The sequence below is a fragment of the Methylomonas sp. LW13 genome (assembly GCF_016865255.1).
In the GTDB taxonomy this organism is placed as follows: domain Bacteria; phylum Pseudomonadota; class Gammaproteobacteria; order Methylococcales; family Methylomonadaceae; genus Methylomonas.
The window spans coordinates 142592-157891 of record NZ_CP033381.1; the positions used below are offsets into that span (position 1 = coordinate 142592).

Annotated in this window: 10 protein-coding genes; 1 reads left to right on the forward strand and 9 read right to left on the reverse strand. The window is 53.7% G+C overall.

All coding sequences use genetic code 11. From position 1 onward, the window contains the following. Position 1 precedes the first annotated feature (1 nt). The 5 genes from JL719_RS00610 to JL719_RS00630 all read right to left on the reverse strand — a co-directional run bounded on the left by JL719_RS00610 (position 2) and on the right by JL719_RS00630 (position 10632). Entirely contained in the window at positions 2–1888 is a 1887-nt protein-coding gene (locus tag JL719_RS00610; RefSeq protein WP_033157523.1) for an ATP-binding cassette domain-containing protein, read from the reverse strand. A 291-nt stretch (positions 1889–2179) separates the two neighbouring features. Then, positions 2180–4477 (reverse strand): PKD domain-containing protein, encoded by a 2298-nt coding sequence (locus tag JL719_RS00615; protein WP_033157521.1) that lies wholly within the window; start codon positions 4475–4477, stop codon positions 2180–2182. 475 nt (positions 4478–4952) lie between these two features. After that, positions 4953–8060, reverse strand: coding sequence for an efflux RND transporter permease subunit (locus tag JL719_RS00620; RefSeq protein ID WP_033157520.1), 3108 nt, complete (start codon positions 8058–8060; stop codon positions 4953–4955). Further along, positions 8057–9235 carry an efflux RND transporter periplasmic adaptor subunit gene (locus tag JL719_RS00625; RefSeq protein ID WP_033157519.1) on the reverse strand — a complete coding sequence of 393 codons (1179 nt, stop codon included), beginning with the start codon at positions 9233–9235 and terminating at the stop codon, positions 8057–8059. The genes JL719_RS00620 and JL719_RS00625 overlap by 4 nt, the downstream gene beginning before the upstream one ends. After that, a complete protein-coding gene (locus JL719_RS00630; protein WP_033157518.1) occupies positions 9232–10632 on the reverse strand; it encodes an efflux transporter outer membrane subunit in 1401 nt (466 codons plus the stop codon). Before JL719_RS00630 ends, JL719_RS00625 begins: the two co-directional genes overlap by 4 nt. 310 nt (positions 10633–10942) lie before the next feature. Between JL719_RS00630 and JL719_RS00635 the strand changes: the two genes are divergently transcribed. Next, positions 10943–11686 carry a methylenetetrahydrofolate reductase gene (locus JL719_RS00635; protein ID WP_033157517.1) on the forward strand — a complete coding sequence of 248 codons (744 nt, stop codon included), beginning with the start codon at positions 10943–10945 and terminating at the stop codon, positions 11684–11686. A 261-nt stretch (positions 11687–11947) separates the two neighbouring features. On the opposite strand, the gene trpC is transcribed toward JL719_RS00635, so the two are convergent. From trpC to JL719_RS00655, 4 genes are all read right to left on the reverse strand, one after another. Further along, positions 11948–12745: an indole-3-glycerol phosphate synthase TrpC gene (trpC, locus tag JL719_RS00640; protein WP_033157516.1), complete on the reverse strand. Its 798-nt coding sequence runs from the start codon at positions 12743–12745 to the stop codon at positions 11948–11950. Between the two features lie 359 nt (positions 12746–13104). Then, positions 13105–14199 carry a hypothetical protein gene (locus tag JL719_RS00645; RefSeq protein ID WP_033157515.1) on the reverse strand — a complete coding sequence of 365 codons (1095 nt, stop codon included), beginning with the start codon at positions 14197–14199 and terminating at the stop codon, positions 13105–13107. A 489-nt stretch (positions 14200–14688) separates the two neighbouring features. After that, positions 14689–14994, reverse strand: a complete 306-nt coding sequence (locus JL719_RS00650; protein ID WP_033157514.1) for an addiction module antidote protein — start codon at positions 14992–14994, stop codon at positions 14689–14691. 3 nt (positions 14995–14997) lie between these two features. Continuing rightward, positions 14998–15294, reverse strand: coding sequence for a type II toxin-antitoxin system RelE/ParE family toxin (locus JL719_RS00655; protein ID WP_033157513.1), 297 nt, complete (start codon positions 15292–15294; stop codon positions 14998–15000). Positions 15295–15300: the final 6 nt, after the last annotated feature.

Genomic DNA, 15300 nt, shown 5'->3' on the forward strand with positions numbered 1-15300 from the left:
ATCACTCCGCTTGTTGTAGGTTTTCCTCCGCTGCCAGCCAATCCATTTCTGCCTGTTCCAGCGCGCTATCGATTTGGCCTTTCCGGCTCAGTAACTGCTTTAATTGTTCCTTATATTCCTCGGCATAAATGGCCGGATCGGCCAATTGTTCTTCCAGATCGCGCTGTTGCTGATGAAACTTTTCCACTGCCGCTTCGGCTTTTTTCACCGCGTCCAACAATGGTTTTAAACGCTGCCGGCGCTCCGCATCGAGTTTACGCTGATCCTTGCGCGACACCCCGCCGCCATTGTCGTTGGCGACCGGTTCGTCGCCCGCTTTCTTTTGTTCGGCAAGCCATTGCTTGTAATCGTCCAAATCCCCGTCGAACGGCTGGATTTTGCCGCCGGCTACCAATAACAGTTGGTCGGTCACCGAGCGCAATAAATGTCTGTCATGCGAAACCACCACCAGAGCGCCTTGGTATTCCTGCAAAGCCACGCTCAGAGCGTGGCGCATTTCCAAATCCAGATGGTTGGTAGGCTCGTCCAGCAGCAACAAATTCGGATTTTGATAAACCAACATCGCCAGCACCAAGCGGGCTTTTTCGCCGCCGGAAAACGGTCCGACCGGATCGTTGACCTTGTCGCCGCGAAAATCGAAGCCGCCCAGAAAATTGCGTAAATCTTTTTCAGTCGCTTGTTTATCCAGCTTTTGCAGATGCCAGAGCGGGCTTTCTTCCAGGCTTAGCAATTCCAATTGATGCTGAGCGAAATAGCCGATATGCAAATCCTGAGCGGTTTGTAGCTTACCAGTCAATGCCGGCATTTGCCCGGAAAGTACTTTGATCAGGCTGGACTTGCCGGCGCCGTTGGGTCCGAGCAGGCCGATGCGGTCGCCCGGCGCAATCGATAGGCTGGCGTTTTTAATCACCACTTTATCGCCGTAGCCGATGTCGGCTTCTTCGATTTTCAGCAGTGGATTGGGCATTTTCTTCGGCGGCGGAAAACTGAAACCAAACGGCGAATCGACGTGAGCCTGAGCGATCAATTCCATGCGCTCCAACGCTTTGATCCGGCTTTGCGCCTGTCTGGCTTTGGTGGCTTGTGCTTTAAAACGGTCAACAAAACTTTGGATATGGGCAATCTCACGCTGCTGCTTTTCGTAGGCGGTTTGTTGCTGAGCCAGTTTTTCGGCGCGCATGCGTTCGAAGTCGGAATAATTGCCCGTGTATATTTCGGCTCTGTTTTGCTCGATATGCACGATGTGGTCGGTGATGGTGTCCAGAAAATCGCGGTCATGCGAAATCAACAGCAGCGTGCCGGGGTACTTGCCGAGCCAATCCTGTAGATAAATCACTGCGTCCAAATCCAAGTGGTTGGTGGGTTCGTCCAAAAGTAAAACATCGGACCGACACATCAGCGCTTGCGCCAAATTTAAACGCATACGCCAACCACCGGAGAATGAGCTGACCGGCCGGCTTTCTTGCTCGGTGCTAAAACCCAGACCGTTTAACAAACGCGAGGCCCGAGCTTGCGCCGTGTATCCGCCGACATGATCCAAAGCGGCATGTAGCTCCGCCAATTTGATGCCGTCGTGCGCTTGCTCGGCCGTATGCAATTTTGCCTGCAACGCACGTAACTCTCTGTCGCCGTCCAGCACATAATCGATGGCTGAACATTCCAAGGCCGGGGTTTCCTGGGCGACATGGGCGATTTCCAGATTCGGCGGCATGGAAAAATCACCTTCGTCGGCATGCAATTCGCCGCGCAATAACGCAAAAAAGCTGGATTTGCCGGCACCATTGGCTCCGGTCAGACCGATTTTTTGGCCTTTATGTATCGTGAAAGAGGCCTCGCTAAACAGCAAACGGTTGCCGCGACGGATGGCGATGTTTTTGAAATTGAGCATGATGGTCAAAAGTTGGCTGGGTGCGACACCGCACAATAGGGGGATTTTAGCGCGGCAGGGGGTTGCGCGTCTTTTGCAGTTTACGTGACGACGCAGAGCCGGCTATTTGCGGGCTTGTTGTTGAGCAGGGCAATAGGAGCTTTTGGGAGAGGAGGGATAAGCCGCTAGGGGATGTAAGCGGGAGCGGTAATGTTTTTAAGGTTATCCCGATTTCGGATGAATTATCGTCAAACGGGGCAACTCCGGAATACGTCGGGGACGGCCAAGAACCAGCCGCCCCCGAGAATTAACTTACCAGGACAAACTGCGTGAAATAGCGCCACTACCATCGTACAAGTAGCCATTTTTAACTACCTTGGTGACGGTGAACGCGCAAGTACCCTTGCTGTTGCTAGGTAACAGGGCACTGCTCAAACTGGTCGAGCCCTTTGTGCCGGTAATGGAATAGCTTGCCCCGGTCACATTAGTTTTGCTGGTGCTCGAGGTAACCGAGCCACTCCAGGTACCATAGACGCCTGCACCGGTAATGGTCGATGTTCCGGATTTAACGGTAATGTTGGCGACGCATTGCGATTTACCTCCGCTTAACAATTTTCGAGTCATCACGGTACTGGCAACTTTCATATTCATCGCTACGACACTTTGCGCCGCCTGAATACTTTGTGTGGTGCTGGTTTTCAAACCGCTGCTATCGGTAACGGTTAGTGTTGCGGTATAGGCGCCGGGGGTATTGTAGATGTGGCTGACCGATGTGCCAGTTGTTGCCGCAGAACCATCGCCGAAATTCCAGGCGTATGAAGAGATCGAGCCGTTTTTAGTGCTTGAGCCGGCACCATTCAACGTAACATTCAGCGGAGCGTCGCCGACAGTTGGCAGCGCTGTGATGACTGCTGAGGGTGGCACCAACGCTACAACCGGGTAATTGCCGGTAATTTGGTATTGACCAAGGCTGCCGTAGTCAGAGTAACCCGTAGTTAAGTCGCCTTTGCCTACTCCTTCGACTTTCAGGAAATATTTTCCGGCGTTGAGCGAGACGTTTAAGGATGCCGCCAAGCTGTCCACCGGATTGGCTTGGGCCACCGTTTTGCCTTGCGCGTCAATTAACGTTAACAACACATCCAAATTGGGCGCTATTGCATCGGGTGTAACATTCAACTGCGCGCTGCCCCCGCCGGTTGAAAATACGAAAACGTCGACGTCCGTTGTGCGCTCGATGATGCCACTTTGTGAAACCGCACTGGCGTCGCCGGCTAATGGTGCCGCACTGGCTGTTGCATCCGGGAAGTCATCGGGCCGCACAGACGCACCCGCAGCGTTTATTACTGCAAGATCATCCTGCAGATTGTTGGCGCCCGGATACTCGCCTTTACTCCATTGTGCGACAGGTTTGTAATAGCCCACTCCCATGATCGGCGCCCAGCCGGTAGCACCGCTACCATGGCCGGCATAGTAGCCGGTGCTGGCATTGCCATCATGATTGAGGTTTAAGTTATGCCCTACTTCGTGTGAAATAGCTTCTGCAACATATTTGGGATAACCGTTGCCCAGTTTGTCGAAGAATACCCAGGCGGGCCGATAGCGTTCCGGGTAGGCGGCTGAATAATATGAAAACACATTAACGTAAGCCACGCCGCCGCATGTCTGGTTGCAAAGTTCCGGCATAGACCGGGTAACCACGGCTCGAGTGCCGTACTGAATGTCACTGGTGCTACTGCGCCTCAAGGCATCCAAAGTGGGCTCCTGGGTCGTCACGTCAACATCGAATGGGGCGTAGTCTTCCGCTACCCGTTGCCATATTTCGCGAATGTTATTTAATTCCGTAGTGCTGAAAGCGCCCGGGTTGCCATCTATATCATAGGCTTGAGCGGTAAGCGTAGTCATACTCCAGGCCGTGTTGGTCGCGATGTGGCCATTGAAGTCCAAATAAATAACGCGATTGGAACCAGGCTTGCTGTGCAGGGCGAATGGGTCGGCAGTTGCCGTACTGGCTACGCCGCTACCGGTGCTGGTGACCGTGGCGGTTTCTTGCTCGCCTTGTCCTTGAGTGATTTTGGTATGCTCGTCGATATAAAGCAGGCGGCCGCTTTCATCGATCCAGGCGGACGCATCGGTGCGCAATATATCTTCCAGGCGTTCGCTGGACATGTCGTAGGCTTTCGCCACATCCCCCAGCTTGTCGCCCAATGCGTCGATAGCTGCCTGACCGTTCTTTTTGCCTGTTAGGGTAATTTGCGGAAATGCCATTTCAGTTTCCGCCTCGGCCAGGTCGGTAATCTTGGCTGATGAACTTTGCGATTTTGCCCTGACCACGTCGAAGGGGTTTTCCATGCCCGACCCGTTTAAACCCGAGACAAATGCTTGAACCCGGCCATCGGCAAGCAGGGTCAGCCCGTAGTTATAACCGATCAAAGCGCTTTCGGCTTCTTGTTGCGAAGAAAAGTACAGTGGCTCTGCAGATATGCCGGCGGCTGAAGCGGGTAATTCGGTACTCAAATCATTTTCGATGGTCGCTTTCTGCTCAATCGGCGGCGTGGCGCAACCCACTAAGGTAGTGATGACGGCGGATGCGATGAATGTCTGTTTGTTCATGGTGGACTCCCGTGTATGGAAAGATCACTGTACCCATTCTCAAAATCGGCAGGCACAGGCGAGTAATACTGACGACAAAGTAAAGAACAATGTGCCCAAAAATTCTGAGATCAGAGTGGCTATTTTAAAAAGAACGGAAAAAACTGAACGGCGCCGACCTTTCCCAAGGTAACTCATAACAATACCCAAGTGCCGCTCCCCAGAAAGCGCGGGCCCTTTGCAATCACCTTACTAGATCCGCGCATACACAACGATGACAAATGTTTTCAGACCTCCCTAAAGCTATGTTTTAGTAAATGAAAATACCCGTCACTGCCACCGTACCTCGCAGCATAACACCGGCTTGATAGGATTGCCTTACAACGCGAATCCGCCGCTAATTTAGTAAGTGGTGGCAACATCGCTACCTGCCAAAAACCCCCGCCACCAATGCATCAGGCCAAACTTACCGCTTTGGTTTTTACCGCGATACCACCTATCGTCTGGCCCCCAAAATCGCATAGCAAACCGGCGTCAAAATCAAGCTGGCGGCCATCCCGATCAACAGGCCGGCTGACAGCGACAAAGTCATCGGAATCAGGAACTGCGCTTGCTGGCTGGTTTCCAGTAAGGTCGGCAAAAAACCGGCAAAGTTGGTTAGAAAGGCCAGCAAGATCGGCCGAAAACGGGCGATACAGGCGGCGCTGATCAGGTGTTCCACCGGGGTATCTTCGTCGCCGTGCTGACGAATATAATCCAGCAGCACCAGGCTGTCGTTTACCACCACGCCACTAGCCGCAATCATGCCCACTAACGATTCCATCGATAAGGGCAATCCGGCCGCCCAATGCGCCAGCACCGCGCCGCTCCAGGCCACCGGCGCTGCCAACAGAAAGATCAGCGGTTTGCTGTAAGATTTAAACGGCACCGCGATCAAAGCATAGATCACCAACAGTGCGATCAAGGTATTTTTACCGAAGGCCGCCAGCATCGCTTCCTGTTCCTGGCGCTGCTGGCCGATTTGCACATTCAGGCCGGGAAACGCCTGCTCCAGACGCGGCAAGGCGCCGCTTTCCAGCGCGGCGTAAATACCGTTGACATCGGCCTTGGTCGGATCGACGCGGGCTTGTACCTTCAACACCCGATGCCGGTCTTCACGGTTCAACCGGGAATAGCCTTGCACCAATTTGATCTCGGCCAGATCGTTTAGCGGCACGCTGCTGCCGTTCGGCAGGCGTACTGGTTGAGCCTTCAACGCATCCAACGATTGTCGTTGTTCCAACGGATAGCGCACAATCACTTTTACTTCCCGGCGGCCGCGCAGGAAGCGATGCACTTCCTCGCCGTAATAACCCTGGCGGACTTGCTCGGCCAGTTGTTCCAGGCGCAAGCCCAGGCGTTCGGCTTCCGGCTTTAACGCCAGCCGTACTTCCGGTTTGCCCGGTTCGGATGAGTCGATCACATCGTAAACCCCGGGAAACGCCGCCAATGCCGTTTTGAGTTGCTCGGCGGCGGGTTGCAGCAGGCTTGGGTCGTCGGCGCCCAGCAGCAACTCGATGTCGTAAGGCACATCGCCTTCTTTGTAAATAAAATCGACCTTGCCCCGGCCAATATCGCCGATACGTTGCCGCCAGTCGCGGATGAAGTCTTCAACTTTCAAACGCCGGCGGCCTTCTGCCGAGAATTCCAACCAAATACCGGCGCCATGCTCCCAAATAATCGTTTCCACACCGACGATCACACTCTGGTCGTTGGCATGAGCGGCTTGCATGTTTTGCCGGCTTGCTGGATCCACGCCGTCCAGTTCGTCGCGTAAAGCAAACAGGGCTTTTTCCACTTGGGTCGCCAGTGCTTGTGCCTCGCTGTAAGGCGCACTCTGCGGCAATTGCATCGATACCCAAAAACTGTCCTTGGTGACATCCGGATTAATCGACTGCCGCACCCGGTCGCTTAGTACCAAGGCCGTGCAAATTGCCAGCAGGGCGATGAACAAGGCCACGGTCAAATAACGCCAGGCCAGTGCCGTTTCCAACAGCGGCTGGTAAACACGTACGACGAAACGATCCAAGCTCTGATTCATTCGCTCGCGCAAGCGTTGTAAACGGCCGGGCTTGGCCTGGGTATCGATGTCGCCGACCAGATGCGATGGCAAAATCAGCAGGGCTTCGATTAGTGAGAACACCAGCGTCAAGATCATCACCAGGCAAATCGGCCGCATCAGTTGCCCTGCCCAACCCGGTAAAAACAGGCCGGGCAAAAACGCTACCAGTACGATTAATACCGACAGGCTCACCGGTAGCGCCACCTCCTGCACCCCCTTAATCGTCGCTTGCAGCGGTGACTCCCGGCCTTCGGTCTGCCGACTATGCACACTTTCGCCGATGATGATGGCGTCGTCCACCAGGATGCCCATCGCCAGCAAAAAACCGAATAAGGACAGCATGTTCAGAGAAATATCCAGGGCCGGCATCAGCCAAAACGCACCCAGCACCGAAGTAAAAATGCCGACGCCAGCCCACAGCGCCACCCGCAGCCTTAAGAACAAGGTCAGCACCAGACAGACCAGCACGAAGCCGCTCAAGCCGTCTTCCAACAGCGTGCCGATGCGCTCATCGTAAGCTTGCGAATCGTCCCACCAGGTAATCAGACGCAAGCCGTCCGGCAATTGCCCGCGCATCTCTTCGACATACGCTTTGACGCGCCGGGCTACTGCGACGCTGTCCTGTTCGGCGTGAATCTCCCAACCCTGCGCAGTTTCGCCATTGTGATGCCAGGCCCATAAGCGTTCTTCCAGGCCGTCCTTGATGGTGGCGATTTGCTCAAGCCGCACTCGGTTGCCGTCCGGCAAAGTCTTGACGATCAAGGCCCCGACCGCGTCGGCGTCGCGGGCGCGGCCACTGACGCGCAATTGCAGCTCGCCGTCGGGATTCTTGATCAGGCCACCCGGCAGATCCACCGAGGCCTTACGCAAGGCTTGTGCCACGTCGTCCAGTGTCAGCTGATATTTGCGTAATTGATGCGGCAACACTTCGATGTCGATTTCATAGGCCAGCTCACCGTAGTTACGCGCGCGGCTGACGCCCGGAATCGCTGCCAGTTGTTCCTGAATCCGGTCGCCGTAACGTTGCAAGGTGGCGGCATCGGTAGCCCCGTGCAAGGCCAGCCAGATCACGCCGTCGTCGTCGTCCCGGCCTGCCGGCAACACCTGGATTTTTTCCAGCTGTTTCGGCAGGCGCGGAATGGCTTCCACCCAGCTTTGCAGGGTTGCCATCATCTGGTTTCGGTCGTGGTCCGGCAGAATTTCAACTTCGATCTTGCAGTTATCGCCCCTAATCTCGGCGTGCAGATGTTTAACGCCCGGCACATCGTGGATGGCTTCCTCAATGGGCACGCATACCGATTCCTCGACTTCCGAGGGACCAGCGCCAGGGAATACGGCTTCGATCACGATGATATTAGGGCTGAAGCGCGGAAATACTTCTTTATCGACGCCAAGCACACCCAGCACGCCGCCGGTCAGAATCAGCAGCATCAACAGATTGGCCGCGACCGGATTGCCGGCGAACCAAGCCAATAAACCCAATCGCTGGTTGGTGGGCATCATGGGGCAGCGTCAGGCTGCGCTTCGACTGCGGTGACTTTCATGCCGGCCACCGCCACCGGCAATTCCGACACCACCACCCGCTCGCCGGGATTTAATCCGGCCTTGACGACGACATGCTCGGCGTCGTGGCGCAGCACTTGCAATTGGCGAATTTCCAAGCGTTGCTCGGCATCGACCAATTTGGCTTGTTGCAAACCGTTCAAAGCCGTGCGCGGCAAGCTAAACAAGCCGTCGCGGAGCACGCCTTCGATCTCGGCTTGCACGAATAATCCGCTCAGCAAGGGCGGCCTATCCGCGCTTTCCCGGAACGGCTCGGCGACTTGCGCGACCAGATAAAGCTGGCCGCTGTTGTCGTCCAGCGCCGCTTCGCTGCGGACGATGCGGCCTTGCCAGCTATGCGGCTGGCCGGCCAGTTCTGCGCGCAAGGTCACCGCCGGCCAGCGGCCGACCTTGCCATGTTGCCCCAAAGGCAGTTCCAAAAAGGCCAGTTGCTCGGTGCTGATCGGCAGACGTACTTCGGCGACATCGCTGGCGTAAATCCGTGCTATCACTGCGCCTGATGGCAGATATTGGCCCAAACCTGCTTGTTTGCTGAGCACCCGCCCGGCAAACGGTGCCCGCAATTCGCAGCGGCTGCGATTGAGTTTGGCCTTGGCCAGATCAGCTGCGGCGGCCTTGAGCTTGGCTTGCGCCTCGGCCAATTGCGGCTTGCGCAGCGCCAACGCTGTAGGTTCGCCTTCGCCCAATGCTTGCCATTCGCTGTGTGCCTGCTCGACTTGGGCCTGTTCGTTGATCAAGACTCGCTGGGCCTCGGCCAGCTGGGCTTCGGCGGCAACGATGGCGTAATCGTAATCGCGCGGGTCTATGGTCAGCAGCAATTCGTTGGCGGCAAAGAAACCGCCGGCAGCCATCGCCGAATGTACCTGCGCTACTTTACCGCCCACTTCGGTGACCAAGTCAATAGTCTCGCGCGGCGCGACCACGCCTTGGGACATGACGTTCAGCCGCAAGCTTTGCGGCTCGACGCGAACCACATTGACCTTGGGAATCGTTGGTTCGGTGTTTTGCTGCACGTTTTGCGGCTTGCCGGCGATGATCGCCCAGGCCGCGCCGGCCGCCGCCAGCAATACCAGAATCGGTAACAGGATTTTTAAATTGAGTGTTTGCGGATTCAAACGCCACCGCCTAATGCCAGATAGAGGTTGATACGATTGTTTAATAATTGCCGCTGTACGGCCAGGTGAGCGCTTTGCGCATTGAGGGTGCTGCGGTAGCTGTCGAGTAAAGTCAGGATTTCGATCAAGCCCTGCCGGTAGGAATACACCGCCAGCTTACGGCTGGCCTCGGTTTGCTCGACAGCTTCGCGCAAGGCCTGTTCCTGGGTGCGCAGCCAGGCTTCGGCGGCCAGCGCTTGCTCGACTTCGCGAAAGGCGTTTAAGGCCACGCTCTGGTATTGGTTAAAGGCTTCCTGGACTTTAGCTTCATTAAAGCGAATTTCCCCTTGCAGCCGGCCGCCGGTCAATAGCGGCTGGGCCAAGCCGGCGGCGAGGTTCCAGGCGGCCGCGCGCGGGTCGATGATCTCGGTCAAGGCCGCGCTGCTGGCACCACCCGCGCCGGTCAGCGTCACGCGCGGCAACAGGGCTTTTTCGGCGCTTTCCAAGCGCGAGTCGGCGGCCCGCAAGCGTTTGAATGCGGCGATGACGTCCGGACGGCGTTCCAATAGCTCGGCCGGCAAGCCGGCGCTCAAGGTTTCCGGCGGCTGCGGTAATTGGAATGTCGCGTCGAATTCTTGTTTAGCTGGATCATTCCCCGGATACCGGCCCAGCAAGGTTTGCAGGCGCTTACCGATTAACTGCGCATCGTTTCTAGCTTGGGCCAGCTGCGCTTGGGCATTTGCCAGATCGGTCAGCACCAAGCGCAAATCCAGGCCGCGGGTCAAACCCCGGTTGAAACGGCCGCGCACCAGATCGACAATGGTGCCGCGGTCCTTGACCGACTGTGCCGCCACCGTCGCTTGCCATTGCGCTTCAGTGAATTCGAAATAGGCTTGGGCAATCCGTGCCGCCAGCGATAATTGCGCGGCGCGATAATCGTCGCCAGTCGCTTCGGCTTCGGTTTCCGCGGCTTGTTGTCCGGCCTTGATTCGGCCCCAGACATCCAGCTCCCAGCTCAGGTTGAACAGCGCCATAAACGCGCCGGATTCGTTGCTTTCGCCACCCACATTGGACTTTGCGCGTTGATAGCCGGGTGTTAACGACAATTGCGGCCAGCGGCCGGAACCGGCGATAACAGCTTGTTCGCGTGCCGCGTCGACGCGGGCAGCGGCAGTTTTCAAATCAAAATTATCGGCCAGACCGCTGCTTACCAAGCCCGTCAGATGCTCATCATTAAACGCGGCCAACCAGCTCGTTGCGGCCTTTTCGGCAAAATGGCCGTTGCTGCTCCAGTGTGGTGGTGCCTGAAAAGCCAAAGCATGTGGGTCCCGAGGCGCGGGCGCTTCGCAGCCAACAGTCAATAGCGCCGATAGAGCTGACAAAATCCATAACATCGGGTGGCAAGGTTTGGCTGGCATTAGGGCGGGAATGGCAGAAAAAATCCGATGAATAGAGGCGCGGTTATTGAGTAAGACGTTCAAACAGACCAAATCCCCACCGCAAGCGAAAAATAATAGAGGCAATCCACTCGCCGTGATAGCTTGGGACCGACTAATTGTTCAGCAAGCCCGCTGGGTAGAAATTATTCCGCCTCTTGGCGCTTAGGCTGCGTTAACCCACTCAAAGAAATCGGCCATGTCCGCCGGGCTTTGTTTTTACTGCGTTACAATCCATACTTTGCGCATCGCGCACGTTTCCCGTCAAATCTTTTAACTACCCAGCCACACGATGAATATTTCGTTTGAAATCGTCCCGCGCAGCCTAGAGGCTTTCGACCAGCAATACGCCTTTGTGCAAACTTTGGACAAAGGCATCAACATCATTAATGTCCCGGACATCCAACGCTTCGATACCCGCAGCTGGGAATTGGCAACCCGCGTTGATCGGAGCAAATACCGCTTTATTCCGCATTTTCGGGCGATAGACTTCAAAATCGACAGCGGCGAACTTTACCGTATCATCGAAGAATATGCGCTGGACAGCGTATTGTTGGTGTCCGGCGATCCGCCGGAAGGTTTGAAGCGGTCGTTTTACAATACCGATGTGGTGGATTTGATTCGAGCTGTGCGCCAGCGTTTCCCAAATCTGAACATATACGCCGGCTTCGACCCGCATCGCAGCGGTGTGCAGGATGAATGCGATTACATCCAACGCAAGGTCGATGCCGGCGCCGGCGGCTTTTTCTCCCAGCCGTTCTACGACAGCCGCATGATCGACATCTACGCCGAGCACATGCAAGGCCTGGAAACCTATATCGGCATTAGTCCCATCACCAGCAAGGCCTCGATGAACTATTGGGAAGTGAAAAATAAGGTGAAGTTTCCGAAGCGTTTTCGGCCGGATTACGATTGGAATGTGGAATTTGCCAATGGCGTGATTGCCTCGGCGGCAGCGAATGGTTTGAATGTCTATTTCATGCCGATCCGGATTGATTTGGCGCGGTATTTTGGGGCGATTAAATTGGGCGGGTAATGTTGACATCAGCAATAGTTCCCTCTCCCACTGGGAGAGGGTTAGGGTGAGGGGATAAATTAGAAAAGCTTTATTCTGATCCCCTCATCCCAACCTTCTCCCGGTGGGAGAAGGGGCTGACGCTGGCGTGAGGTATCGCGTGGGAACGCCGCCATGGACGCTCTGTGTCGTCCGGTAGATACTTTGATTTACTATCCCTAAACCCGGTTGAATGCCGCTTCCAGCATCGGCAGCCGGCATCAATCTGAGCCAAGAGTTAACCTAAAAAAACAACTCGCGCATTTTTTGCCCCGGCGATTCGGCACGCATGAAGGCTTCGCCAACCAGGAAGGTGTAGATGCCGTTCTCCTGCATCAATTTCACATCGGCAGGGGTGTGAATGCCGCTTTCGGTGACAATCAACTTGTCGGCAGGAATGGTGTTTTTCAAATCCAGCGTGGTTTGCAACGATACATCAAACGTACGCAGGTTGCGGTTATTGATGCCTATCATATTGGTGTTGAGCTTCAGGGCCCGTTCCAATTCCTCCGCGTCGTGCACTTCGGTCAATACGTCCATGCCCAAGCCGGTGGCGGTGTCGGCCAATTCCTTCAGCATCGCGTCGTCCAGTGCTGCGACGATCAACAAGATACAATCGGCGCCCAAAGCTCGCGATTCGTGAATTTGATACGGATCGATCATGAAGTCCTTGCGAATCGCCGGCAGCGGGCAGTTTTGCCGCACCATTTGCAGATTGGCTTCCGAGCCCTGGAAAAACTCCTTGTCGGTCAGCACCGACAAACAGGTCGCACCGCTAAACGCATAATCGACGGCGATTTCCACCGGTTTGAAGTTCTCGCGGATCACGCCCTGGCTGGGAGAGGCCTTCTTGATTTCGGCGATAATCGCCGGCTTTTTCTGATCGGCCTTGCTGCGTAGCGCCGAATAAAAGCCGCGCGGGCCTTGCACGGTGCCGGCTAATTCTTCCAGCATCGACAATGGCGTATTGCTTTTGCGGCGGGCTACTTCTTCGGCTTTTTTGGTTAGGATGGTTTTTAGGATGTCTGGTGTATCGGTCATTGTTCTTGTTGGGTTTGTGTCGCTAAGGCGACGGTTATTTTAACATCGGGTCTCGGCCCGATAGCCGAGGTACTTTCTTTTGCTTGGCCAAAAGAAAGTACCCAAAGAAAAAGCCACCCAGATGCCGCTTATATCCTGCGCTCCGAAGGGTTTGAACGGGGTTTTCGGAAGGGCTATCCCTAGCCCTCCGAAAACGAGCGGCATCCCTGCCGCTCCCCTTCGGGCTGATCCGTTCAAACCCTCCAGTGCTCGGCGCGGCATAAGGGATAAAACCGTCCCGGAATTACAAACAATAAAATCGGTATTGGTAGATACTGTTACCCAGTATTTTTTAGGTTTTACTTCGAAACAATAAAAATTTACATGCTAAAAGCAATAGATAATCTTTGGGTAGTTAAGCTTACAAGATGTTCTGATTGGGACTTGTTTCTTTTTGGAGGTAACGCATACATGGATGGCGAACGATAGTCGGTAAACTCGAATGTGTATGCGTACACTAGAAGTGGCATATTTCTTTCGCTGGCTTGTTTAATGATAGGCTCGACATATTCCATCATATTGCGTGAAGAAAAACTTGTAGCACAAATAATCCAATTTAAATGCATTCCTTTTGTTTCTCCTGCAACACTAAACTTAGCGTTATCAGTTCTTTTTATTAGGCCTTCAGCTAATATAGCAATATGTATAAAGTCTCGCGCAGTCATATCGGCAAAATAACTTGAAATAAGCTCCCTGCCAGATGAGTTGGAAACAAGCCTATCCCCAATCGGAGCAGGAAGCCTGTTTAAATTTATCATTTCATAAATGAATGAAAAGTCATTTTCATTAAGACTTGAATCATGCCGAAGTTTGAGTATTGAGTCTAAGTCTTGTTGTTTTTTCTTAATTAATATTGATAATCTTTCATCGCCTAACGGATTATGATTTAGTATTGCACGGCGCGGGTTCGATGAATACTTATAAATTAAATCTAATAGATCGACTACAGTTCCATGAAAACCAGAAATAGCATGTATCAATGACTCTGGAATTGTGCACGTATATCCATAAGGTTTGTTCTTGGCAACCTTGTGAAATACAATTCCAGTTGAATGGGACACCACTGACAATAATACGCAGTAATTTATTTCCTTAAAAGAAATTGATACAGAATCACCAAATCTATTTATTCCATTAAGTTTTTGATTAGACTGATGCCTCCAATAGTGAATCCATTTTCTTGCTTGTTTAAGGTTATGTTCATCTTGCTTCTCGAGAGATTTGTTGCCAGATGTTAAATAAAATAGTACCAAAACCCCATTTCCAAACCAAGCTAAATCACAAGGTTCTTTTTCTTTATGCTTTTTTTCACCTTTCTTGTAATTTTGAGGTATATAAATATTTTGGGCCCCAAAAGACTTTTGCATTAGCTCTTCTAAAACACTTTCTTGATGACTCTCTAACTTTAAACTCATATCTCGTATCTGGCGTAATTGAGTTGCTTCGCGACAAAGAGTCCGTGGGCTGGGTTGAGCGAAGTAAAACCTCGCTTAAATATATTCTTGCTGGGTTTCATTTTCATTCAACCCAGCCTACGAAAACCTCAAAATATTAGACGCTTTCGAATTTCCCTGCGGGGTTTTCACCCCTATGCCGCGCCGAGCACCGGAGGGTTTGGACGGGTCAGCCCGCAGGGGAGCGGCAGGGATGCCGCTCGTTTTCGGAGGGCTAGGGATAGCCCTTCCGAAAACCCCGTTCAAACCCTTCGGCGCGCAGGAAATAAGCGGCATCGGGGTGGCTTTTTCTTTGGATACTTTCTTTTGGCCAAACAAAAGAAAGTATCTCGGCTGTCGGGCCGAGACCCGACATATAAAAAACCGTCGCGATAGCGACACAAAATTAGACCGCCTGAGAATACCCTATCAACGCCTCAAACTTACCCAATGCATTCCCTCAGAGGAATCTCATGCCGCTATTGTCTGCACCGTCAGCTTAACCCCAAGTGCCTTGCAGACTTTGGCAATGGTCTCGAAGCGCGGTTGGGCGTCGGCGCGTAAAGCTTTATACAAGGCTTCGCGGCTGATGCCTGCGGCAGCGGCAATTTCGGTCATGCCTCGCGCCCTGGCAATACTGCCGAGTGCATTGGCCAAGGCCGCCGGATCATCTTCTTCCAGAACAACGGTTAGGTATTCGGCAATGGCTTGATCGCTATCCAGATGTTCGGTAATGTCGAACACGGGCAAATCGGCAATTTTGATTTTTTCGTTCATGATTCAGTCCTCCAACAACGCGGCTAGGCGTTGAGCTTTCGCAATATCGGCGGTCTGGCTTGATTTATCGCCGCCACCCAGCATCACAATCAACACCTCGCCTCGCTGCACATAGTACATCCGCCAGCCGGGGCCGAAATGTTCACGCATTTCAAACACACTCCCGCCTACCGCTTTGACGTCACCGAGATTGCCTAGTTGGGCCTTTTCCAGTCGGCGCGCCAAGCGGCGGTGTGTCAATCCATCTTTCAAGCCAAACAGCCATTCGCTGAATGCGGGGAGTTGTTTGATTGTGTACATGCAGAA

Bases quoted from the DNA above. Each gene is read 5' to 3' on its own strand.
- JL719_RS00610 (WP_033157523.1), bottom strand. From the start codon at position 1,888: ATGCTCAATTTCAAAAACATCGCCATCCGTCGCGGCAACCGTTTGCTG.
- JL719_RS00615 (WP_033157521.1), bottom strand. From the start codon at position 4,477: ATGAACAAACAGACATTCATCGCATCCGCCGTCATCACTACCTTAGTG.
- JL719_RS00620 (WP_033157520.1), bottom strand. From the start codon at position 8,060: ATGATGCCCACCAACCAGCGATTGGGTTTATTGGCTTGGTTCGCCGGC.
- JL719_RS00630 (WP_033157518.1), bottom strand. From the start codon at position 10,632: ATGCCAGCCAAACCTTGCCACCCGATGTTATGGATTTTGTCAGCTCTA.
- JL719_RS00635 (WP_033157517.1), top strand. From the start codon at position 10,943: ATGAATATTTCGTTTGAAATCGTCCCGCGCAGCCTAGAGGCTTTCGAC.
- trpC (WP_033157516.1), bottom strand. From the start codon at position 12,745: ATGACCGATACACCAGACATCCTAAAAACCATCCTAACCAAAAAAGCC.
- JL719_RS00645 (WP_033157515.1), bottom strand. From the start codon at position 14,199: ATGAGTTTAAAGTTAGAGAGTCATCAAGAAAGTGTTTTAGAAGAGCTA.
- JL719_RS00650 (WP_033157514.1), bottom strand. From the start codon at position 14,994: ATGAACGAAAAAATCAAAATTGCCGATTTGCCCGTGTTCGACATTACC.
- JL719_RS00655 (WP_033157513.1), bottom strand. From the start codon at position 15,294: ATGTACACAATCAAACAACTCCCCGCATTCAGCGAATGGCTGTTTGGC.